The 22290-nt window shown below is 59.6% G+C and carries 19 protein-coding genes and 2 tRNA genes; 4 read left to right on the top strand and 17 right to left on the bottom strand.

Translation table 11 applies throughout. The features are described from left to right. Positions 1–172: 172 nt before the first annotated feature. Both DWV32_RS01375 and bilR read right to left on the bottom strand, forming a co-directional pair. Positions 173–568 carry a helix-turn-helix domain-containing protein gene (locus tag DWV32_RS01375; protein WP_117756962.1) on the bottom strand — a complete coding sequence of 132 codons (396 nt, stop codon included), beginning with the start codon at positions 566–568 and terminating at the stop codon, positions 173–175. Between the two features lie 449 nt (positions 569–1017). Beyond that, positions 1018–3048 (bottom strand): bilirubin reductase, long form, encoded by a 2031-nt coding sequence (gene bilR, locus DWV32_RS01370; protein ID WP_233540372.1) that lies wholly within the window; start codon positions 3046–3048, stop codon positions 1018–1020. 497 nt (positions 3049–3545) lie between these two features. On the opposite strand from bilR, the gene DWV32_RS01365 reads away from it, so the two are divergent. Further along, on the top strand, positions 3546–4859 hold the full coding sequence (locus DWV32_RS01365) for a CdaR family transcriptional regulator (protein WP_117756960.1): 1314 nt from the start codon (positions 3546–3548) through the stop codon (positions 4857–4859). Between the two features lie 22 nt (positions 4860–4881). Here the strand turns inward: DWV32_RS01365 and DWV32_RS01360 are convergent, their stop codons facing one another. The 9 genes from DWV32_RS01360 to DWV32_RS01320 form a co-directional block, all read right to left on the bottom strand. Next, positions 4882–5874, bottom strand: a complete 993-nt coding sequence (locus DWV32_RS01360; protein ID WP_117756959.1) for a flavodoxin family protein — start codon at positions 5872–5874, stop codon at positions 4882–4884. A 194-nt stretch (positions 5875–6068) separates the two neighbouring features. Then, positions 6069–7145 (bottom strand): NADH-ubiquinone oxidoreductase-F iron-sulfur binding region domain-containing protein, encoded by a 1077-nt coding sequence (locus DWV32_RS01355; protein ID WP_055251508.1) that lies wholly within the window; start codon positions 7143–7145, stop codon positions 6069–6071. Positions 7146–7162: 17 nt separating this feature from the next. Beyond that, positions 7163–9295, bottom strand: coding sequence for an FAD-dependent oxidoreductase (locus tag DWV32_RS10510; protein WP_117756958.1), 2133 nt, complete (start codon positions 9293–9295; stop codon positions 7163–7165). 133 nt (positions 9296–9428) lie between these two features. Further along, positions 9429–10934: an FAD-dependent oxidoreductase gene (locus tag DWV32_RS01345; protein ID WP_117756957.1), complete on the bottom strand. Its 1506-nt coding sequence runs from the start codon at positions 10932–10934 to the stop codon at positions 9429–9431. A 255-nt stretch (positions 10935–11189) separates the two neighbouring features. Further along, positions 11190–11399: a hypothetical protein gene (locus tag DWV32_RS01340; protein WP_055251515.1), complete on the bottom strand. Its 210-nt coding sequence runs from the start codon at positions 11397–11399 to the stop codon at positions 11190–11192. Positions 11400–11607: 208 nt separating this feature from the next. Then, positions 11608–11684: transfer RNA gene (locus DWV32_RS01335), tRNA-Met, on the bottom strand. Positions 11685–11783: 99 nt separating this feature from the next. Next, a complete protein-coding gene (locus DWV32_RS01330; protein ID WP_158563774.1) occupies positions 11784–13211 on the bottom strand; it encodes a DUF4038 domain-containing protein in 1428 nt (475 codons plus the stop codon). A gap of 69 nt (positions 13212–13280) precedes the next feature. Further along, positions 13281–14525 (bottom strand): family 1 glycosylhydrolase, encoded by a 1245-nt coding sequence (locus tag DWV32_RS01325; RefSeq protein WP_199576975.1) that lies wholly within the window; start codon positions 14523–14525, stop codon positions 13281–13283. Positions 14526–14617: 92 nt separating this feature from the next. Next, on the bottom strand, positions 14618–15373 hold the full coding sequence (locus DWV32_RS01320; RefSeq protein ID WP_117756954.1) for a ChbG/HpnK family deacetylase: 756 nt from the start codon (positions 15371–15373) through the stop codon (positions 14618–14620). Positions 15374–15603: 230 nt separating this feature from the next. Between DWV32_RS01320 and DWV32_RS01315 the strand changes: the two genes are divergently transcribed. The 3 genes from DWV32_RS01315 (at position 15604) to DWV32_RS01305 (ending at position 19386) form a co-directional block, all read left to right on the top strand. After that, entirely contained in the window at positions 15604–17502 is a 1899-nt protein-coding gene (locus tag DWV32_RS01315; protein WP_117756953.1) for a transcription antiterminator, read from the top strand. 15 nt (positions 17503–17517) lie between these two features. Next, a complete protein-coding gene (locus DWV32_RS01310) occupies positions 17518–18930 on the top strand; it encodes a family 1 glycosylhydrolase (RefSeq protein ID WP_117756952.1) in 1413 nt (470 codons plus the stop codon). A 96-nt stretch (positions 18931–19026) separates the two neighbouring features. Next, positions 19027–19386 (top strand): PTS lactose/cellobiose transporter subunit IIA, encoded by a 360-nt coding sequence (locus DWV32_RS01305; RefSeq protein ID WP_158566023.1) that lies wholly within the window; start codon positions 19027–19029, stop codon positions 19384–19386. A gap of 253 nt (positions 19387–19639) precedes the next feature. Here the strand turns inward: DWV32_RS01305 and DWV32_RS01300 are convergent, their stop codons facing one another. The 6 genes from DWV32_RS01300 to DWV32_RS01280 form a co-directional block, all read right to left on the bottom strand. Then, positions 19640–20902 (bottom strand): PTS sugar transporter subunit IIC, encoded by a 1263-nt coding sequence (locus DWV32_RS01300; RefSeq protein WP_117756950.1) that lies wholly within the window; start codon positions 20900–20902, stop codon positions 19640–19642. Positions 20903–20916: 14 nt separating this feature from the next. After that, entirely contained in the window at positions 20917–21222 is a 306-nt protein-coding gene (locus DWV32_RS01295) for a PTS sugar transporter subunit IIB (protein WP_117756949.1), read from the bottom strand. A 143-nt stretch (positions 21223–21365) separates the two neighbouring features. Continuing rightward, entirely contained in the window at positions 21366–21491 is a 126-nt protein-coding gene (locus DWV32_RS10355) for a hypothetical protein (protein WP_233509096.1), read from the bottom strand. Positions 21492–21499: 8 nt separating this feature from the next. Beyond that, positions 21500–21877 (bottom strand): restriction endonuclease, encoded by a 378-nt coding sequence (locus tag DWV32_RS10540; protein ID WP_158563772.1) that lies wholly within the window; start codon positions 21875–21877, stop codon positions 21500–21502. Further along, positions 21820–21966, bottom strand: coding sequence for a hypothetical protein (locus tag DWV32_RS10185; protein WP_158563771.1), 147 nt, complete (start codon positions 21964–21966; stop codon positions 21820–21822). Before DWV32_RS10185 ends, DWV32_RS10540 begins: the two co-directional genes overlap by 58 nt. A 230-nt stretch (positions 21967–22196) precedes the next feature. Next, a tRNA-Met gene (locus DWV32_RS01280) sits at positions 22197–22273 on the bottom strand. Positions 22274–22290 lie beyond the last annotated feature (17 nt).

The raw sequence follows: 22290 nt of genomic DNA, 5'->3' as shown, positions 1-22290 counted from the left end.
TCTGTCCGCTTTGGAGCAGAGAGGCGACGCTCCCCCTATCGCGGCGGCGGGCGCACGGGCCACTGCGCGCGGTTTATTAACCACTTTGGAGGATGTTCCAGTAGGCTCACGACGGTCCAAAAAGTTGGCGCGGCAAGAAAAATGCGCCCCTGTGGGCGCACCATCCCGTTCGCTATTCCGCCTTTTTAACGCGCGGCTTGCGACCGCGCGGCTTATCAACCAGCGCGGACTCACCGCTCTCGCGATACTGGCGGCACCAAGCCTTGACCGAAGACTCGCTGGGAATCTTGTGCTTGATCATGGCCTCGCGAACCGTTAAGTCGTTTTCCAAGCGGTCCTTGACCACGGCGAGCTTAACTTCGTACGAATAGGTGTGATGATGCGAACCGGCGTTGAGAACGGCGTCGGCACCGCCTACGGCATACGCGCGGGCCCACTGACGAGCCGTGGCCTGGGGAATGCCAAGCTCCGCGGCGAGGGCGCGATGACCGACCCCCTCTTGGAGGATCTCGACGGCGCGCTGCCTAACCTCGGGCGCATGCGTGCGAGTCCTAGTTGCTTCCGACATACCTGCCACTTCTTAGCCTTAACCGTTAATCTGCTTTCTTACGTGCAAGTTAGATAGTAGCATTTTACTGTTTGCTCAAAGCAGTTAATTAAAATAGACGCGGCGTTATCTGGGCATTTGGCACCAATTTACGACATTTCTTTATCGATTATTTACGCTGGTAGCTGACTCGCAGCCAATCGTCATTCGCCTGTCAACAAAATTGACACCTCTTTATGTCCTTTGCTATAGCGGATATGATTATTAACCCCTCCCCCAATAATTTTGAGTAATCGGCAAGGCAGTAGACGTCCTTACTCCTCATGATTACCGCGCATTGCCATCCACCGGAGCAAAACAAAAAGGGCGGGGCCTGCTGCGCTTGCAGGCCCCGCACCGGTTGACACCCGACGGGACACAGCCGGGCGAGGCGGATCCGTGCTACCGCCCCGCCTGGCCGCGATGTTCAACTACAGCTCGTTGGCCGCGTGATACGCCGTGCGAATGGCGCTCGCGATGTCGGCGGTGCGCTCGCCCGAGCAGTCGCCCACGCAGGTCACGGGCACCGTCACGCCATCCAGGTCAAACGCGTTGGCCTTGGAGCCCACGGCCATCACCACGTAATCGCAGGCGATCTTCACCGGCTCCTCGGGGCCGTCCTCGGTGGTGTGCACGGCCTCCACGCCCTCGTCGGTAATGGCGGTCAGGCGGGTCTTAACGTGCTGTTCCACGTTGTGGGCGGCGAAGTCGCTCATGATCAGCGGCAGAATGGTCTCGGACTCGCCCGCGGCAATCTTGTCGAGCATCTCGACGATCGCCACCTCGCAGCCGCGCTGCAGCAGGTACTCGGCAGTCTCGGTGCCCACCAGGCCGCCGCCAATGACGGCGACGCGCCCGCTGAGCTCCACCTTGCCGGCCAGCACGTCCCAGCTCGAGACGACCTTGTCCGAGTCGGCACCCGGAACGGGAATGACCACGTCGTGCGCGCCCACAGCCACAATCGCGGCGTCGGCGGCGTTGAGATCCGCGGGGCTAGCGGCATGGTTGAGCTCGACCTTCACGCCCAGGCCGGGCAGAATCTTCTCGTAATACTCGACCGAGCGCATAATCTCATCCTTGCGCGGAGGCGCGGCCGCCAGCACAATCTGGCCGCCCAAGTGATCGCTCGCCTCATAGACGGTCACGTCGTAGCCGCGCTTGGCCGCCACGCGTGCGGCCTCCAGGCCGGCAATACCGCCGCCCACCACGGCGATCTTCTTGTCGCCCTCGCCCGGCTTAATGGCGATGGTCGCCTCGTCGCCGTTCTCGGCGTTGAGCACGCACGAGATGTACTTGCGGTTTTGAATCGCATCGACGCAGCCCTTGTTGCAGTTGAGGCACTCGCGGATGGGCTCGCCGGTCGCGGCCTTCAGCGCAATGTCGGGGTCGCACATGAGCGAGCGGCCATAGGCGATAATGTCGGCCGCGCCGTCCTCAAGAATCTTCTCGCCGGCCTCGACCGAAACAACACGGCCGACGGTGGCCACCGGCACGGAGACCAGGGCCTTGACGCGCTCGGCCACCGGCAGCGTCCAGTTGTAGGGCATGGCACCCATGGGCGGAATGGTGTCGCCCATGTTGCCGGTGTGGTTGGCCTGCGCGACCTGGATCATGTCGATGCCCGCGCCCTCGAGCAGCTTGGCGAACTCGCAGGCCTCGTCGGGCTGCAGGCCACCCTTGCCGCGCGGCGTGCCGTCGGGGTTCTCCATGATCACGGGCAGTTTGTACTCCACCATCAGCTGCGGCGCGGCCTCCTTAATGGCGGCGACGACCTCGAGCGCATAGCGAACGCGGTTCTCGAACGAACCGCCGTACTCGTCGGTACGCTTGTTGAGGATGGCCGAACATAGCGAACCCACCAAGCGGTCGCCGTGGACCTCGATGGCGTCAATGCCGGCCTGCTGCGCGCGAGCGGCCGAGGCGGCGATGGCCTCCTTGATCTGGGTGAGCTGCTCTACGCTCGCCTCGTTCACAAAGTGCTGCATATCGTGGTGCAACTTGGCGTAGGCCTGCTTGCGGATCTCGTTGGACTCGGCCATCTTGGCGGCAAAGGTCCCCTCGTCGCCGGCGGCCTTAGCCTCCTGCGCAGCCTTGGCGGCGGCCATGGAACCCATGACCATGCGGCCGACACCGGGCACGTCGTACTCGGGGTGGAACAGCTGCAGCGCGACCTTGGCGCCGTGCTTGTGAACGGCGTCGGCCAGCGCCTTAAACGTGGGGATCTGGGCGTCGGTCGCCAACTTGGGCGTGGGGCTCGCGGTCATAACGGGAGCGACGTCGCCGATGACGATGTAGCTCACGCCGCCACGGGCTAGGCGCTCGTAAAAAGCCAGGCTGCGCTCGCCGATGGAACCGTCGCGCTCCTCGTAGCCGGTGGTCAGCGGCGGGAACATAATGCGGTTTTTGAGCTCAAGGGGGCCAACCGTAATGGGCTGGAGCAGCTTGGATGCAGGTGCGGTCATGGACATTCCTCTCTTATAGGCGCGGCGGCGATGGTGCCGCGTAGTTGTCTAGAGGATATGGCATGGGAGCACAGTGGCGCAACGGAAATCGGCAGACAGCAGGTAGCGGCAGGTGGATGGGGCGGGGCAGCCCGTCGGTTTGTCTCGATCTGTAACAGTAAGACCCTATTTTGCCGAGCAACTGTTACAGATTGAGACAAACCAATCTAGCCTGCCGAAAGATCTAGATCTGTAACAGTTACTCAGTAAAAACCGTCCCTCGTGTTACAGATTTAGACAAACGAAGACCGTCCTGCCGAAACATCTCAATCTGTAACAACTACAGACCAAAACCGGACCCACCTGTTACAGATCGAGACATTCTCCAACAACAGCGCCACCCCGTTCGAGGAAACGACCGCCACACTCACCTTTTTAAACAACCTAATACTGCACAGCCTGCAATAATAATTTGGTCACGCGTCGACTACGGCGAAGACGCGGCAGAAGGGACACCCATGCAACCGAGTACCACCGATACGTCTACCGCAAAGCAAGCGCTGCTCGAGGCGCTCTTGAGCGACGCGGGGCTCAAGAGCCTCACGCAAACGGCCTCTGCCGCTATGGACAACCCGGTGCTCGTCGTCGATCCCGTGTACCGCTATGCCGCCCGCGGCGGCTTTGAGCTCGACGATGACGACGACTCCCCCTTTGCAGCCATCACCCGCGCCGAGCTCTCCGAAGGTGACATGCTGCAGGACGAAGCCGTGCGATACATCATCAAATGCGGCTTAGACGAGGAGATTGCCCGCTCGACAGGCCCGCTTACACGCTATAACGACATGTTCCGCCTCAACACCATGACCGATGCGATCAAGGTGCACGGCACGTGTCTGGGCCGGGCGATGATGATCGAACGCAATCACGCCTTTGGCGATAGCGATCGCGAGGTCTTTGAGTTCTTTGTCCGACTGCTCGCGCAAGAACTGCAGAAAGGCGGCTTTCTTTCGTTGGGCGGCCCGCAACAGGGGCCATATTTTCTCTCGCGCCTCCTGGACGACGAAATCCCCAACCCCATCACCTGCACACGCAAAATGCAGCTCGTCGGCTTTGCGCCGCTTCCCGCCCTCTACGTTGTATGCCTGCTCAAAAAAGATTCCCAGCTCGAGGCGCGCGAGGCGGAGAGCATCCGAGGACAATTGCAGCCGCTACTGCACCATAGCCTTATCACCATGTACGAAGGTGAGCTCGTGGCGCTGGTAAGCCGTCCGCCCTCCACGCAGCTACCCGCCAACGATGAGGCGATCCTTGCCCGCGTTGCTGCCACGAACAATTTGTTCATTGGCATCAGCAACGAGTTTTCCCAGGCAACCGATGTGCGTTCGCACCTCAATCAGGCACGCGCCGCCATTCGATACGGCTCGACCTTTACCAAAATCCTCGAAGACACCCATGTGTATCGCTATTGCGAATACACCTACATGGAAATGCTCGACATCTGCAACGACCACATCAACCTTATAAACTACTGCCATCCGGCAATCTGGGCACTTTGGAAGCATGACCAGTCGCACGATTCCGAGCTGGTCGAGACGCTCTTTGCCTTTATGCAGCACAGCTGTAACACGGTGCGCACCGCCGCGATCTTGTCGCTTCACAAAAACACGCTGCTCTATCGCATTAACCGCATAAAGGAAATCACCGGTAACGACTTGGCATCGGGAGAGGACCTCTTTTTGTTCCATCTCTCGATTCGCACCCTAATCTACCTTGGCTTTCTTGAGCCGAGGATTAAGCCCCGCACCAGCGCCGACCTGCACTGCCGCAAGTAGGCCGGGCGGGGCTTGGGCAAAACTAGTCGCGCTTAATCTCCAGCGTGGGGAACGTCATCTTGGCGTACTTTTCCATGAGCGGCTTTACTTCGTCCATATGGGCGAAGAACTCGTCGCGGGTCTTGTTGATCTCGTTGAGGTGCTCGGCGCGCGCGTGGTCGTCGTTGCGGTCGCGAATCAGGCCGTTCTCGGCAATCTTGAGCTTGGGGCGACCGGTGCGCTCGTCGGTTACGATATCGCCGCCCGCGCCGCAGACCGCACACTCCCAGGGAAACTCGACCCCATCCCAATGCTTGTCGCCGGGGTACACCAGGGAGCTGTGGCAGTTGGGACACACGCCGTCATCCGGATCGCCCAGCCAGCAGCGCTCGTCAACAGGCGTGCGAATGGCCTTGACGATGTTCTCGCCCATCTTGTGGGCGCGGGCGATCTGTCCGCCCCACTCCACGTCGTCTCCCCACACAAAAGCATTGCCCGGGCGGCCGTCGCGCTGCGCCATATAGCGATCGACGACAGTCATCGACATGGTAAACATAGTCGCCTGCAGGCTCTCCAGTGCCAGGGACTGCCAATCGTGCATGGAGCCGCCGACGGAGATGAGGCCGGCAACGGTATGCGGATTCTCCTTTACGGCACCGATGGCAAGCAAGAACGAAAGCTCGTATGCCAAGAAGCGCTGGGGAAAGCGGGTGTACACCGAGCTGGGCGTAAGGTCGTAGGTCGGAACCGAGAAGATCACGCCCTGGCAGGTCTGCAGTTCGCGAATAATCGCATCTACATCGTCTTTGTTTTTAAGAACGCAGCCGTGATATTCCTTTTGCAGGCCGGCGCCCATCTTTCCCATCTGCATGGTGCAGCCCTCGCAACCGGTGCAGGGCAAGATGTTATAGTCGAACAAATTGATCAGCTCGACCTCGCCGCCAGCCTCGCGCACCGCGCAAAGGGCCTCTTTGGCCAAAGCCTCGCCGTTGCCACCGTGCCTGCCGGCACAAATCGCCATCACTTTAAACGACATGGTCGCTCCTCTCCAGAGCATTTTGGACACGGATTCTGCCCGTGTGTACTTCGCAAAAAGCGTACGGCAGACGTAAAACATGCGCACCGTCCAGGCAACCAAGGCCCGCTCGGTATTTGCGGAATACCTCGTGCAGATAAACAAAGGCCCCTCCCGCATGCCTACAAGGGACAAAACGGAAGGGGTCGGCGCTCTTATTTGCGCTTAAAGGGAATGGGTTTGGGCGGGCACTTGGGCTTGACGGCCCCAGCCGTGACGATCGCGCCGTTGTCGCAGATATCCAGGCAGGCACCGCACTGGGTGCAAGCCTTTTGGTCGATCACGTGGATGAACCGCGGCCTTCCCAGAATCGCGTCCTCCTCGCAAACGTCCGAATCGACACACTTGTTGCATGCCTGGCATTTGGAGGCGAGGATATGGAAGGTCAAGAATGCCTGGCATTCCCCGGCGGCACAGACCTTCTTGGTGGTGTGCTGCATAATCTCGCCCTCGAACAGGTCGAGGAACGACTGCACCGTGCGCGCCAGCACGCGACCCTGCTCGCACAGGCACTGCGCCTGCATCACGGGGCAAAGGTCGCGAAGGAGCGCCAAGTCACCCGGCTTGCCCTTCTTGCGGCAGATATCGGCAAGAATCGTTGCAATCTGATGCGAGCCCTCGTAGCCAAAGACACAGCGTCCGCAGCTCTCGTGACGATAGAGCGTGCAAATGTCCAAAAGCGCCTTTGCCATGCAGTTTTTGGCGGTGTAGACGCGCACGTAGTCGCTGCATAGCTCAATCTTTGAGGTGTCATCGGGCCTCAGCAGCAGACCGCTGGGATAGCCAATCCCCACCGCTTTAGCGTCGTCGGCGCCCGCCGCGGCAACCAGGGATTCCGCACTCACGACACGGTCGACCTCAACGGGCTCCTCGGCCCCGTCAATCCACACCCAGCGCTTGCCTTCGGCGGCAAGTAACTCTGATCCGCTCAGGCAGCGGTCGGCGCCATCGCCCTCGCAGCAAGATGGGAGAGGCTTTTCGCCGTCGAGCATCTTGGCCGCGGCCGAACCGTTGGCATAGACAAAGCCCAGGCTCGGGTCGCACTCGATCACGCGGCAGGACTCGCCCAACGCATCCGCGAGCGCGGCAGAGACCTCATCGCCTGCCGGTACCAAAACCGCCTGGGCACCGGCCCCTGCAATTTTTTCCGCAGCGGCCGCCACGTCCTTCTTAAGGAGCCAGAGCGCGACGGGGGCCTGCTTATGCGCAGGCATAAAGTTGATGATCGTCATGGGTTATCGCTCCTTTCCTAGTATTCGTTCCACAGGCGCGGCGTACTGATCGTTAGGCGCAAATCGCACTGCAAGCAGCGGCTCGCCTCGCACGTAGCCTCATGGTCGGTATAGGGGCACTCAAACGTATCGAAGTTATCCTTACGCGTCTGGGCATCGACAAACTCGGGCTGCACGGCATCGTCGTAGAAGCCCTCGGGGACGCGGCCAATCCACTGCTCGGGAGCATCATGCTCGGTCAGCTCCTCGTCGATGTTGCCATCGCCACCCAAAGCGCGGTCGATGGCCGAGGCGCACGTGCGACCTGCAGCGATTGCCGCGATCACCGATTTGGTACCCGTCACGCAGTCGCCCGCCGACCAGATGCCTTCAACGCTCGTCTTGCCTTCGGTATCGGCCACGATATACGGGCCGTGCGTAAGCTCAAGGCCCATCTGGGCCGTGCCCTCGGGCTTTTGACCCACGGCAAAGATCACGCAGTCGGCATCGATGGTCTTCTCGCCGCCGTCGAGCAGTTCGGTGACGGCGCGGTGGTTCTCGTCAAAGTAGAACCGCTCGATCTTGTGGATCGTCATGGAACCGACCTTGCCCGAACCGTCCTCGGTCTCGTTAATGCTGGTAAAGGCATAGGCATCGTGCAGGACCACGCCTTCCTCGGCGGCCTCGGCACGCTCCTCGGGCGTCGAGGTCATCGCGTCTTGGGCCTCAAGGCAGGCGACATCGACCGAGGCGGCACCCAGACGCACGGCAGTGCGGGCGCAGTCGTACGCCACGTTGCCGCCGCCAAGCACCACGACGCGCTTGCCCGTCAGGTCCGGGGCGCTGCCCATACGGGCGGCCTTCAGAAAATCGGTGTTACGCAGCACGCCTTCGAGGTCGTGGCCGGGCATGGGAAGCACCGTTCCGTCATGCGTGCCCACCGCAACCAGCGCGGCATCGAAGCCCTGCTCCAAAAGCGCCTGGGGCTCGGCGATTCGCTCGCCACAGCGCAGCTCAATGCGCGGCTCGGCGTCATCACCCTGGGCAATCTCTAAAATCGTCGCAACCTCGGCATCGACCGTGGCATCGGGCAGGCGATACGCCGGAATGCCGTAGCGCATCTGGCCGCCGACCTTCTCGTTGGCCTCGAACACCACGACCTTGTGGCCCTTCTCGGCGCAATAGAGTGCGGCGGTCAAGCCGGCGGGACCGGCACCCACAACGGCGACGCTCTTGCCGCTCAGCGGCTCATGGCGCACGTTGGCCTTCCAGTCGCCCGCATCGCGCACGGCCGCGGCGCGCTTAAGACGGCAAACCGAAACCGGCGTGCCGTTGAGCTCGTTGCGCTTGCAGGCATCCTGGCAGCTATGGACGCAAATGTCGCCCAGGCTCTCGGGGAACGGGACCTTCTCGCTCACCACCGCGGCGGCTCGGGTGTACTCGCCGTTACGGATGTGACGCAGGTAGCGTGGGATATCCACGTGGGCGGGACAGCCCGAGCGACAGGGGACCACGTTGTCGGCATAGGACTTGTTCTCATCGAACATATCGAGCGTGTCGACGATCGAGCCCGTGGGACACACTTCGATACAGGCACCGCAAAAACGGCATCCGGCCTCTTGCAGACTCACGCTGCCGTCCGTACCAATGCGAATGCCGTCCTCGGTGCGCTGGTAGTCCAAGACGCCGGCGCCGCGCAGCTCGCGGCACGCGCGCACGCAGCGACCGCACCGAATGCAGCGGGTGAACATATGGGTGATCAGCGGGTTCGATTCGTCCGTGGCGACCGGACGGCTCTTGGTGCGCCAGCGCGCAGGCGAAACTCCCAGGTACTGATACATAGACTGCAGCTCGCACTTGCCGTACTTGGGGCAGCCGGTGCAATCGGCGGGATGCGTGGCCAAGATAAGCTCCATTGCCAGCTTGCGCACGCGCTCGGCCTGCTCGCCTGTCGTGTTGACGACCATTCCCTCGGCAACCTGCGTCTTGCAGGCACACACCGGCTCATCTTGGCCTTCGATCTCGACCATGCACAGACGGCATCCGCCGACGGCCTCAAGATCGGGATGTTTACACAGATGCGGAATATAGATACCGGCATCGAGCGCGGCTTCCAGGACATTTTGCCCTTCGCGTGCCTCGACCTCGGCTCCATTAATCGTTAGCTTCATTCGTTCCCCTCAAAACGTCGCTCTTGTCCAGAAAGGCGCCCGGGACCAAAGCGATCCCGAGCGCCTCGCTTGTAGGGCAAATCCCCGCCCGCACCCAACGCGTGGGTGTCTGCAGGCGCGAATAGCTGCGGTGTTACGACCACTCCTCGTCGCCCGCGTCCTCAAAGAGGGCTGCGGCGGCGTTTTCACCGGCGATGCGACCCGAGTTAAGGCAGAAGCCCATGGTGTTACCCGGAATGCAGTAGTTATAGGAGTCGCCATAGATGGTGCAGGCATCGGTGCCAACGCAGTACAGGCCAGGGATGACCTCATAGTCGTCGGTCATGACCTCCATCTTGTGGTTAATGAGCACGCCGCCCAGGGTGCCGTAGGCGCCACAGTACTGCTTGCAGCAATAGAAGGGGCCCTTCTCGAGCGGCTTCATAAACTCGCGCTCTTTCTCAAAGATGTCGTCCCAGCCGTTGTCGCACATCTCGTTGTACTCGTCGACGTTAGCGAGCAGACCCTCCACGTCGATACCCGCCTTCTCGGCAAGCTCCTCCAGCGTATCGGCCTGGCAGATCGCCGGATAGCCGGCCTCCAGGTCGCGGTTCCACTGCTCCTCAAAGCCGTCGTACAGGTCGTGCGGATGAACGTGGCTGACGATATCCGGACCATCCTTCTTCCAGTGCTTGAGCATACGGGAATCAAAGATGGCATAGGCGACCTTGCCGGGGAGATGGTTGATGGCGTTGCCGACAAAGGTGGTGTTGAAGATCTCGTCCTCCGGCATAAAGCGCTCGCCCAGGCGGTTGCACCAGTAGCACGGCTGACGGAATGCGCCCTCGACATAGAAGTGGTTCATGTTGTCGGGGATCTGGTACATGAGCTCCATGGTCACCGGGGTGTGGCCGCCGCCGACCTCGTGGCACATGTTGATGCCGTCGCCGTCCATGCCCGGAATGGCAAACGAGAACAGGTCTTTACCCCACTCAAAGTCGAGCTTCTCCTTGATGAGCTTGGCGTTGTGGCCAAAACCGCCCGTAGCGACAATCGCAGACTTGCACGAGATTTGGTACTCCTCGCCGTCCTTGTCCTTGGCGGTCACGCCGCAGATGGCGCCGTCCTCGCCCTTGATAAGGCCGGTGCCCGGGCACTCGAGCATAAACTCGACGCCCAGGTCCTGGGCACGCTCGGTCATGCGTTTGGTCATCGTGGTCGCCGCGCGAGGACCGGGCTCCGAGCCGTCCTCGGGCTGCACGACATGCCAGGTGTACTCGCCGTCGGAATAGGCACGCGTGCGCTCGCGGGCGCGGAACGCCGGACGCACGGAGTTAAACACCACGCCCATGTCCTGCAGCCATGCGATGGTGTCGCCCGACTTAAAGTAGTAGTCGCGCACCAGGCGAGCATCGACCTGGTAATGGGTGTAGAACATATGGCGACGGAAGAGCTCGCCAGGCGTGACCTCGATCATCGAAGCCTTCTGAAGCGGAGAGCCAGCGGCGGCAGGCCCCATGCCCATGTTGGCGGCGCCACCGGTAATGGGGGCCTTCTCTAGGGCAATGACGCGAGCGCCTGCCTCGGCTGCAGCGACCGCTGCGGCAAGGCCACTCAGACCCGCGGCAACGACAACGACGTCGGTCTCTAACTGTTTCATGCGAATCCTCCTTTATAGGGCTCTTGGACGAACCCGGACTTCATGCGAATTGCATGCGTATCGACAGCCATACTTTCGCTCGAAAACAGACTCAAAGCCATGTGCAGGCGCACCGATGTTTGCCCATAGCGACCATGGGCTTTGTGCGGATGAACCATGCGTTTGGGCAACGCTTTCGAGCGCATGGCCCTGGCGCCACACGTACAGGGGGGGGCGGTGTGCTTCACGGCGTCCGCCCCTGATAATCGAGTTTTCTTATTTATGGTTCCGCCGTGCCTCGAGCACATCGAGCGGCGTAAGCGCCTGAATAGCGCGCTCTTTTCCAAAGATTGCCGAGCACACGAGCGTTCCCGACATAACCAGGCAAACCGCGAGCGCGATTCCAAAGGCCCAGAATGCGAAGAGGTGGCCAAAGTTGATCGGCTGCTGCAGCATAAACGTGAAGAACGACGTGGCAAGACCCATAAAGACGCAGGGCACATTGGAGCAGATCGAGACAAACCAAAACCGTCCAGGCGGGGACTCAACATCTCGATCTGTAACACCTAGCCGCCCAAATCGGGTCTAGATGTTACAGATCGAGATTTTGTTTGAGAGGCCGAGAATTGGACCGAAAACACGGTCCCGGAATAACAAAAAAGCTCGCCGGCTAGGCCGACGAGCTGCAAGTTCTTGGTCGCGGGGGCAGGATTTGAACCTACGACCTCCGGGTTATGAGCCCGGCGAGCTACCAGACTGCTCCACCCCGCAATGTCTGGACGCGCCTTTGCGCAAGAGAGTTATTACGCTCCCGCCTGCGCGATTGCAAGCCGGCTGCCCAAGGTTGTGAAGGTTGCTCCACATTCAGTCTTACCACGCGAACACTTTATCAAGTTTTCCAACCTCCACAGGCCCCCCGTACGAGCAGAGATATATTGGCGCCTCGCTGCGCTCCGCATCGGCCATGAGCAACCAATCCTCGCCTTCTCCCGCGCTCGGGGCACGCACAGTAGCGCACCCGTCGGCTACGATCTCCGGCACGGGACCACATATATCACCGTTGCGCGGGCTGTACCACCAGCACCATGCTGTCACCCAGCCCTCGGGCATCTGCAGGCACGCGGTGCCGCCGCTGGGCAAGTAAGCGAAAAGGCGCGCGCCATCTTCCGCACAACTCACCTGCACATGCGCAGCCAAATCATCCGTCTCAGGCGAAACCACGGCATGCGGACACGGAAGGGAGCCAACAACACCAGACTCATCGAGGAAGGCTCGCAGATAGCGCATCTGATTTGCTCCCTCGGCGTCGAGCGCTTCAAACCAATCCACGTGAAACATATCATTTCGTTCCTTCTCGGCAATGGAGCTCCACACCGAGCAGTGTCCATAGGTAACTCCAAACGCCCCGGCGAGCACCGACCAGTACGCTCGGCGTCGCACCATCCATGCCCCGTGACGTGGACCGGTCGGCGGCCAACTCGTGGGCATGTCCTCATACGCAGGCTCGCCATCCCAAACGGGACGCGCGGAACCAGGCTGTTCATCCTCCGCCTCGACAAGCTTCCAACTGCACACGCCTGGGCCATGACCCGACTGCAGCATGGTTAGCGCAAGCCATCGCTCGTCATCGCCCCAATAGGTAGAAGACGAGCAGTGATTTTGGTCTTCACAACTTGGATGATAGGCAAGGGGCAACCGGCGCCACGCCTCGCGGGGCGCATCAGCGGGCAGCGGGCTGCCGAGGACGCCCTCGGCAAGGCCCTCTGCCATACGCCGCCACACCGAACGGTAATCAACACCGCGGTGAACCGGCTGCCGGTCGCCGCCCAAACACCACACGATGTTCTTTCGTGAGGCATACCGCGCGCCAATCCACTTGCCAAAGTCGTAGGCGTTCTCGTCGGTCACCGTTATACCAAACGTGCCACCCATCCAGTTGTCGCCTGTCACCAACTGTCCCCACACAGGAAGCAGAAGCACGTGAAAGCCGTAGTGTTCAGCACGATCGAGCACCCAATCAAGATAGGAAAAATAGCGCTCATTGGGATGTTCGAGGTCACCGTTGATAAGTGCTGGCTCGCCCGCGGGTGAGCGCATGAGTGCATCGCGCTCGGGGTCAAGGGCAACCATCTGCAGCACAGTAAAGCCCTGCTCTTTACGGCGACGCAGATAGTATTCCACGTCATCGGCTTTTATACGCTGCGGCAGCGTCCAAGCGGTGTCGGCTATCCATGTAAAGGGCGCGCCGTCCTCCGTCACAAGATACCTGCCGTTATCACTTACGCGCAGCGCCTGCATACGCCATCTCCCCTTTCCTTCGCAACACCGATATAGGCGCCGCGTGCCCATCTCCTTGCACGAACGTATCTACATCCGCCCATTGAGCGTGCGAACCACATCCGCGTACACGCGCGCGCTTGGCTTTGCGATGCGGTCGTACGTACCGTCACGACGATCGACCTCATAAAGCCCCAGTCGACTGTCAAAAGCAGAAATCCACTCAAAGTTGTCCATAAGCGTCCAGTGGAAGTACCCCAGCACTGACAGCCCGCGCCGCACAAGCCCCGCAAGCGCGGGCAGCGATGCGCGGATGAAGTCGCAGCGCAGATGATCGTCCTCGGTAGAGATGCCATGCTCTGTAACCACGACTGGAAGGCCCGTGAGCTCGTGGATGTAGAGCACTGCACCCGCAAGCGAGCCGGGCTCCACCTGCGTGCCCATACCGTTGATGGGCTGGGTAGGATCGGGTGCGATGAGCCCTTCGTCGCCAAAGACCATGCGCTCGTAGTTCTGCACGCCGATGAAGTCATCCCCTTGAATGGCATCAACCCACTTGCCATAGCAGAGTTCGCGCTTACGCTCGCAAATTGCACGGCCGGCGGATGTGGCCCAGTCGTCGTCCACTACTGAAAGCGAGAGTCCCACAGGGGTACCCGGCGCTACCTCACGCACCACCTCCACAGCACGGCGATGAGCGCGCGCCATAGCCTCGTCCATAGCGTCGAACTCGTCGATGTCCTGCACGTTGCCCGCACGGTAATGCGCAACGCCCGCCTTTGCCGCTGCGGCATGCAGCACCACCTGCTGGAAGGCAAACGCCTCGGGAGGCATCGCACCGTTGGCGAGGAGCTGGTTGAGGTTGGGCTCGTTAAGTGTCACCACCGCAGCGGCGCGGCCGCGGGCGAGCTCCATAACGCGCCGCACATGCGCCGCAAAGAGGTCGACGGCGTCGGGCGCGAGCCAACTACCCCGTTTGGCAAACCAATGAGGACAGGTAAAGTGGCAAAGCGTGAGCACCGGCTGAATACCGCGCGCCAGGCAACCATCCATCAGGCGGTCGTAGTGATCGAGGGCCGCCTGGTCGATGACGCCCTCCTCCTGCTCGATGCGACACCACTCAACGGAGAAGCGATACGCGTTGAGCCCCATCTCAGCAACACAGTTGAGGTCGTCCTCCCAACGCTCCCAGCTGCGGCAGGCGTCTCCCGCGGGCTCCTTAAAAACCGTCGGCTCCACATGCTCCAAGAAGGTGGTGTCGGCAGCCGCGTCGCCGCCGTCGGTCTGGTGGCCCGCCGTCGACACGCCCCAGAGGAAGTGGTCGGGTTTATTCATATTCATCCTTTCTCTATGGTGCACCACCGTTACAGCACGGGCGTCCGAAGCCAGATGGCGCCCCCGCTCTTAGCTGCGACTTGCGCAACATCCTAGTCCTCGCAGCAGTTTTCAAAATTCACCAACTGCACGTGTTTCTGTTCGATCCACTGCTCAAGCTCCTCACTCACCAGAAACGCCGTTTCCATGGGACGAATCAAGGTAAAGGACGAGTGGTCGAGCACATATTGATCCAGGTACCCCGGGTGGAATACGAGCATGCTGCAGGCGTGACGCGCAATGTCGGCCTCGTCGTCAAACAAGTACTTGCGCGGATCGTACAGGCCTCGATCATCGAGGTGATAGGGTTTTGCACACACCACACCCCACTTCTCACTCCAGACCGGATCCATGGGGTTGATATAGAAGAGCCCATTGCGCTCCGCGACGTTCTGAAGTGCCTGAAAAAACGTCGGGGAGAACACGGCATGGCCCTCAAAGTACGCCGGGTCGCGCCCGGTCAGCGCACGAAACCGATCGAGCTGCGCCTGTATTTCGCGCTCCGCTTCCTCGAGCACGATGGTGTCCTCCGTGCGCGCCCTGATGGTTCTGCTAGAACAGAACTCCCCGTGTTCATCCACGAGTGAGGGAATGGACGTGGGGTCAGAAACCGGCTTACCAAGACAGATGTTTGTATGTTGCCCCACACTCACACCGCTTGCAGCAACGAGGTCGAAGCCGTGGGAGGCAGCAGGCATGTTGGGCATGAGCCCAACGCTCTTAATCGGTCCGCAAGAAATGGCTTTGGCGATACCGTAGTTGATGCCCTCGCTCATGCCCAGGTCGTCTGCCCTAAAAATGACCTTCATCCCAAGCGCCTCCTTTACGCGCACAGCGAGAACAGACTCACTTTGTGCCATCGGTTGTACTCTGCCGTTTGCCACCCATGGTATAGGACGTCCCCGTCCGCTCAAGGACGGCTTTTTCCGCGCACAATCCGGTAAATGAGGCAATTGAGCTGCTAGGCGCAGCGCTCGTATAGTATTTCTATCAACGATATCTGAATGCGGCGAAATGCCCCGATGCCCTAGGGGGCGACATGGATAGGGAGCTCCTCAATCTTCTTGAGCTCATCGAGCAGAGCGACTATGTAACGGCAGAACAACTTGCCCAACATATTCAAAAGAGCGAGAAGACGACGCGCACGCGCCTTAAGGCGCTCCGGCAGAATCTTGCAGAAAGTGGCGCCGAGCTTGTCTCCAAGCCACGCCACGGATACCGCCTCGAGATTAACGACGCTGAGCGCTACCATGCCTGGCGACAGCGTAGCCTACAACGCATTGCCCGCCACACGCCTGAAACCGCCGAAGAGCGTCTTATGTATCTCGTAGAGCGCTTCATAAGCGGATCGTTCTTCAAGCTCGCGGACGAGTCGGAAGCCTTGTTTGTCTCTACCAAGACACTCTCGCAGGAAATTCGCCATGCAGAGTCTATCCTTACACGCTCCGGCCTCACGGTGGAGCGTGTCCCTGGATACGGGATGAGAGCCATCGGAGACGAATTTGCCTTCCGCAAGGCAATCATGCACTGCTTGCGATTCCATACGGTCGGTTTTGATGATTGCCGCAGCGTACAAGATCAAGCCGCGGCAATCATCGGAGATCTTGTCGTGCAGACCTTTGCTGCCGAAAACGTCGTAATGTCCGAGGCTGCCCTCGAAACATTCATTCTCTATCTCGTGGTGTCAAGCGCACGCTGCCACCGTGGCCACATCATAGAGGACGTTTCCGGGCGAAACGCCTGGGAAGGCGCGGAGCATGACCGACATTGCGCGCACGTCGTTATAGAACAGCTGGAAGAACACGACATCCCGCTTGACGACACCGAAGGCGAGGTCCAGCTCATAGCTGCCTTCGTTGCCGGCGGTGTCGTGCGCCACGACGCATTCGGACTCGATGGGAACCTCGTTATCTCGGAGGATATCCAGCGTCTCATCGACCCTATGCTCGATGCCATCTACGATATGTACGGCGTCGACTTCAGCGATAATTTGCGTCTGCGCCTTATGCTGGGAAACCATCTCATTGCATTTGATATACGCATGCGCTATGGCATCGAAATCACAAACCCCCTGCTTGCAGAAACACGACGCACCTACCCCTTCGCCCACGCACTGGCGCAGCAGGCGGCATTGCCACTCGCTGCTCACTACGGACGCCCCGTATCCGAGCACGAGATTGCCTACTTCACCATAATGTTTCAAATGGGACTCGTCATGCAGCGACGCATTCCTCATAAGAGCCGTGTGCTCCTGGTTTGTGCGACGGGTAAATCGAGCTCGCGCTTTTTTGCTTATCAGTTTGAAGAAGCATTCGGCGATTACATCAGCGAGCTCACCGTCTGCAGCGTCTTTGAGCTCAACCACATCGACCTCAATACATTCGACTACATCTTCTCGTCCGTCCCCATTGACCGAGCGGTTCCCAAGCCCATCATGCAGGTGAACAGCTTCCTTGAGGCGCGCGATATGAACCGCGTACGTCGTAGACTTGAACTGGGGGATAGCTCATATCTACGCCGGTTCTACCGGCCAGAGTTCTTTTTCACGGGCCTCACGTCGCGGCGTCGAGACGACGCGCTCGCCGAACTCTGCGAACTCGTCCGACAAGTGCGACCCCTACCGGACAACTTCCTCGGCTCCGTGTTGGAGCGTGAGAAACATGGAAGCACCGATTTTGGTAACCTGGCAGCTCTGCCTCATCCCGTAGAGGTGCTTCCCGACGAAAACCTCGTGGTCGTGGGTGTTCTCAAGCGCCCCATCCGTTGGAAAACCAATGACGTCCAACTCATCATCCTTACGTCGATCTGCGACTCAACCGCAGACGAGACCCAACGATTCTATCAGACGACCGCACGGCTTCTTACCGACGAGAAGCGGGTACGCTGCATCGTAGAGGGTGGCAACTACGAAACCCTCATGCGCGCCCTGTGCGGCTAGAAGGAAGGGGTGCGCATGGCGTTACCAGCTGATTTTCTATGGGGAGCCGCTTTGGCGGCAAATCAATGTGAGGGGGCCTATCAAGAAGACGGCAAGGGTCTCTCGGTTGCCGATGTGATGACCGCCGGCGCGGTCGATACGCCTCGACGTATAACGACCGACGTTGAGGCAGGGGTCTACTACCCGAGCCACGACGGCGTGGATTTCTATCATCGCTACAAGGAAGACATAGCGCTCTTTGCCCAGATGGGACTCAAGGTCCTGCGCCTCTCCATCGCATGGAGCCGCATCTTCCCCGAAGGCGACGAGATCGAGCCCAACGAGCGCGGCCTCGCTTTCTACCGTAGCGTATTTGCCGAGCTTAAGCGCTACAACATAGAACCTGTTGTTACGCTTTCGCATTACGAGATGCCACTTGGCCTCGTGAGAAAGTACGGGGGTTGGCGCGATAGGCGTCTCGTGGACTTCTTCGCGAGGTACTGTGATATATGCTTCCGGGAGTTCGGCGATACTGTGCGCTATTGGCTCACGTTCAACGAGATCAACGTTGCCGAGTACAATCCGTGGTCGCCCACCGGCATCAATAAGCGACCGGGAGACGAGGGCTATTGGCCCACCATCTATCAGGCGGTCTACCACCAATTTGTCGCAAGCGCTAAGGCGGTCATCCGAGCGCACGAGATCGATCCCGGCCTCAAGGTCGGTTGCATGACACTCGCGGGCATTGTGTATCCAAAAACCTGCCACCCGCTCGACGCGAAGGCGGCAGACGATTTCCAAAACGATATGCTCGCCTTTGCGGATGTGCAGGTGCGCGGCTATCTCCCCTCCTTCTTAAGCAAGGCCATGGGGCGACGCGGGGTTACCCTTGTGCGCGAGGCGGGAGATGACGAGATTCTCCGCGCCGGTACGGTAGACTTCGTTGGCTTTAGCTACTACTCATCGATGGTGCAAAGCGGCACCGAAGCCGACGCCGAAAAGACAGGCGGCAACATGGTGAGCGGCGTGAAGAACCCCTACCTCGAAACGAGCGCTTGGGGTTGGCAGCTCGACCCCATGGGCCTGCGTCTGACACTCCGCCTGCTTTACAACCGCTACCAAAAGCCGCTCTTTGTGGTAGAAAATGGCCTCGGCGCAGCAGACGAGGTGGTAGATGGGCGCGTTGATGACGACTATCGCATCGCCTACCTTCGCGCGCACATAGCTGCCATGATCGACGCGGTCGATGAGGACGGTGTGGACCTGATGGGGTACACGCCCTGGAGCGCGCTCGACCTCGTCTCCGCCGGCACGGGAGAGATGAAGAAGCGCTACGGCTTCATCTATGCCGACCGGGACAACGAGGGCGCTGGCACGCTTGAGCGCATTCCTAAAAAGTCATTCTTCTGGTATCGCGACGTCATCGCATCGAATGGTACGAACCTGTAATTCGCCAATCAGTCACACGGCTGTTTATGTCACATGGACAAGCGAGCGCAACGCTGCCTTGTTGCGCTCGCACAACAACAGAAAGGATATTGCACCATGACTCCCGATGAAGAACTGCAAGTTTTTAAGCTCATCAGCACGGCAGGCACTGCAAAGAGCGCCTACATGGAGGCCATCAAGCACGCGAAAGATGGCCGAGCAGATAAGTCTCCCGCCCTCATTGCAGATGGCGATGCAAACTTTCTGGAAAGCCACGACGTTCATCTGGAAATGATCTCCTCCGCAGCTCAGGGAGTCAATGCCCCGGCATCGCTTATTCAAGTTCATGCAGAGGATCAGCTCATGGCGACCGAGGTCACCAAGGCTTTTGCACGCGAGCTGGTTGACCTGTACCGCATGATCGACGCCATGCAGAACCGTATCGATGAACTGGAGAAGAAGGTCAACGCAGCGTAAATCTTGTGCGCCATAACCGGCTAGAGATAATCGGCAACGCCAAGTACAGGGCCCCGGGCATTCAGCCCGGGGCCCTTCTTGTGGGGAGGCGTCGTCCTTGTGGTGGAGGTGTCGTCCGCGCCGTCCAATCCATACGGCGCTACGAATCGAGCCCGCGCAATACGCGGCGTCGGTATACAAACGAGGTGGGCAGCGCTTCTGCAGCACCTCCCACCTCGCAAAACAAACGCGGCAATATGAAGGGGACTTGTTACTATGCCACCTGTGCTTCCTGCTCCGCCTTGAGCCTGGTGACGTCCATCGCCTTGATAAACGGAATCCAAATCAAGATATCGATGATGAGAAACACGACCTCAGCGATGGCAATGCTGATACCACCGGAAAGCATGCCAGTGATGACCACCGGGATGTTGAACGGCAGGATGCCGACGCATTTTGCCACAATACCCAGGGACTGCAGTGCGTACATTCCAATGACATTGACAAGAGGCGTCACGATAAACGGAATAGCAGCCACGGGGTTCAGCACAATGGGGAGGCCGAAAATAATCGGCTCGCTGATGCCAAAGAAACCGGGCGCCAGCGCCACCTTGCCGACCGTACGCAGCTGAGCGGAACGGGCGACCAAAAGGATGGCAATGGGAACGGCGGGGTAGGCAATTGCGATGGTCGTAATGTAATTGAAGTTCATACCGATGATGTTGGGGAGAGCCTCGCCAGCAGCGTAGGCGGCCTGGTTGGCACCATCGAGCATCATGAAGAGCGGGCCGATGAGGCTCGTGATAAAGCCGGGATGAATGCCGAAGCACCACAGCAGGCACATGATCACGCTAATGAGAACAACGGAAGCGATGTTGCCGCCAATCAGGCCCTGGATGGGCATCTGGATGAGAGCGTAGAAACAGCTGAACGCGTCGCCCCAGGGAGTCAGCGCAAAGATCATGCGCACCACGATAGCGCACAGCGCAATGGCAAACGCGGGAATGAGCGAAACGAAACTGTTGGACACAAAGTCGGGCGTGCCAGTGGGCATCTTAATAACAATGTTCTTAGAAACAATAAGGTGGAAGAGCTTCGTTGCAAGGAACGCAATAACGATGCCCAAGATCATGCCTTTAGTGCCCAGATAGTCAAAAGCAAGCGACGTCACACCATCTTCTGAAGTCAACGTAGGCATCAGCGCAACATAGACAACAAGGGCGAGCACACCGGCGGCAGGAGCCTTAACCCCGATGTTCTCACCGTACGAGCGCGCAACACCGTAGGTGAAGAACAGGCCGAGCATGTTGGTGGTTGCGTTCACCACGGCAGAAAGCGCCACATTGACGCCGCTCGTTGTAAGGAACTCCTGATAAGCCGGAATGGGAATGCCCGAGAACAAGCTTGCGAACGATCCGACGATGATGATGGGGAACATCGACATGATGCCCGACGAAATCGCCTGGAGAATCGTATTTTTGCTGACAGCGTTACCCCAAGAAGAAATCTTGGCAATGATACCGTTCATGGATGCCATGTGCGACGCGCCTCCTAGTTCTCACCCATAAGGGATTTGGCCTGGGCAAGCGCAGCGTTGCCATCCATCGTGCCGTACGCCACCATGTCAATGACGGTAACCGGCACGCCCGGGCATGCCGCGCGAACTTCATCGGCTTGGAACTGAATCTGAGGGCCCAGCAAAATGCAGTCGGCATCCGAGGCGACTTCTGCCGCCTTATCAGTGGAGTAAGCGGCAATGGCGCACTCGAGGCCCTCGGTGGCGGCGGCATCCTTCATCTTCTGAACCATGAGGCTCGTAGACATGCCGGAATTGCACAAGAGGATAATCTCCTTCATCGGCTTCCCCTTCTCGTTATCGTTATCGTGGAACCGTTCGAAGTGCATGCGAAGCTTCGATGACACCACTATATGAGGGGAAGTACGGCCACTCCATAGCCGTTCTTGCCACGTTCGAATCCGGCAAGGGTGGGTAGGCCCCTTTAGCGCTTGAGCTTTTCCTCGCGGGCGACGAGGGCCTGCTTGAGCGCACCGAGGTCGCGCTCGGTGCGCTTGGCGCGGCGCGACAGAACAAACGCGTAAACCGCAAGTGCGAGCCAAATGCCCACATAGGCAGCTATAACAAAAGGAGCGGCCGGGAGAACTCCTCGAACGGCACGCCGGTCCAGCCCCTGCCCTCGAAGAAGTCGCACTTGAGCGTGCCGAAGAACCCCTCGGCACGCGCGTTGTCGGGGCTCCGGGCCCTCCTCGACATCGAGCGCCTGACCCCGGGCCCGCACGCCTCGCGCCACTCGCGCCCCATGTAGACGGCGCCGCCGTCGTAGCGCTTGCATTGAATCGCCCACCATTCCCCCGCCTCGGCGGTCTGGGCCATGAGGTCGATTCCGTTGTCTTGGGTGTCGTGGACGGGACAATCGTCCCATTCGAGTGCCTGGGCTATCGTCCCGACACGGGAAAGAACAGCGCGTAGAAGGGGTCGTTCTTGAGATAGCAAACGCAGGCCGCCTCGTACTTGTCGCCCTTCTCCTTGGTCGTTGCCGACCCGTTGACGATGGGATCAAGGGCATCGTAGACGGTCTTCATATAGCGATTCCCTTGTTGTTATTCAGACGTCACTATTTTAGCTAAGGACCGCCGGAACTCTTTCTAATTGGAGTTTATCGGTCGACAAGTCAAACCGCCCGGCCCGCGATTATCAATGGTTTATATGCTTCACAAAATAAACTGCCACAGGATTCACCCGCAATTCACCCGCAAAGTAAACCAATAAAGAAAAAGCTCGGAAGCAATTATGCTTCCGAGCTGCAAGTTCTTGGTCGCGGGGGCAGGATTTGAACCTACGACCTCCGGGTTATGAGCCCGGCGAGCTACCAGACTGCTCCACCCCGCAATGTCTGGGCGCCTCAT

Origin of the sequence: Collinsella sp. AF04-24, assembly GCF_003465685.1 — a bacterium.
Classification (GTDB): Bacteria; Actinomycetota; Coriobacteriia; order Coriobacteriales; family Coriobacteriaceae; genus Collinsella; species Collinsella aerofaciens_AP.
The sequence above is the reverse complement of the archived record's forward strand: the minus strand, read 5'-3'. Positions and strand labels throughout refer to the sequence as shown.

Coding starts and splice junctions, on each gene's coding strand:
- DWV32_RS01375 (WP_117756962.1), bottom strand. CDS start 568: ATGTCGGAAGCAACTAGGACTCGCACGCATGCGCCCGAGGTTAGGCAG.
- bilR (WP_233540372.1), bottom strand. CDS start 3,048: ATGACCGCACCTGCATCCAAGCTGCTCCAGCCCATTACGGTTGGCCCC.
- DWV32_RS01365 (WP_117756960.1), top strand. CDS start 3,546: ATGCAACCGAGTACCACCGATACGTCTACCGCAAAGCAAGCGCTGCTC.
- DWV32_RS01360 (WP_117756959.1), bottom strand. CDS start 5,874: ATGTCGTTTAAAGTGATGGCGATTTGTGCCGGCAGGCACGGTGGCAAC.
- DWV32_RS01355 (WP_055251508.1), bottom strand. CDS start 7,145: ATGACGATCATCAACTTTATGCCTGCGCATAAGCAGGCCCCCGTCGCG.
- DWV32_RS10510 (WP_117756958.1), bottom strand. CDS start 9,295: ATGAAGCTAACGATTAATGGAGCCGAGGTCGAGGCACGCGAAGGGCAA.
- DWV32_RS01345 (WP_117756957.1), bottom strand. CDS start 10,934: ATGAAACAGTTAGAGACCGACGTCGTTGTCGTTGCCGCGGGTCTGAGT.
- DWV32_RS01340 (WP_055251515.1), bottom strand. CDS start 11,399: ATGGGTCTTGCCACGTCGTTCTTCACGTTTATGCTGCAGCAGCCGATC.
- DWV32_RS01330 (WP_158563774.1), bottom strand. CDS start 13,211: ATGCAGGCGCTGCGCGTAAGTGATAACGGCAGGTATCTTGTGACGGAG.
- DWV32_RS01325 (WP_199576975.1), bottom strand. CDS start 14,525: ATGAATAAACCCGACCACTTCCTCTGGGGCGTGTCGACGGCGGGCCAC.
- DWV32_RS01320 (WP_117756954.1), bottom strand. CDS start 15,373: ATGAAGGTCATTTTTAGGGCAGACGACCTGGGCATGAGCGAGGGCATC.
- DWV32_RS01315 (WP_117756953.1), top strand. CDS start 15,604: ATGGATAGGGAGCTCCTCAATCTTCTTGAGCTCATCGAGCAGAGCGAC.
- DWV32_RS01310 (WP_117756952.1), top strand. CDS start 17,518: ATGGCGTTACCAGCTGATTTTCTATGGGGAGCCGCTTTGGCGGCAAAT.
- DWV32_RS01305 (WP_158566023.1), top strand. CDS start 19,027: ATGACTCCCGATGAAGAACTGCAAGTTTTTAAGCTCATCAGCACGGCA.
- DWV32_RS01300 (WP_117756950.1), bottom strand. CDS start 20,902: ATGGCATCCATGAACGGTATCATTGCCAAGATTTCTTCTTGGGGTAAC.
- DWV32_RS01295 (WP_117756949.1), bottom strand. CDS start 21,222: ATGAAGGAGATTATCCTCTTGTGCAATTCCGGCATGTCTACGAGCCTC.
- DWV32_RS10185 (WP_158563771.1), bottom strand. CDS start 21,966: ATGAAGACCGTCTACGATGCCCTTGATCCCATCGTCAACGGGTCGGCA.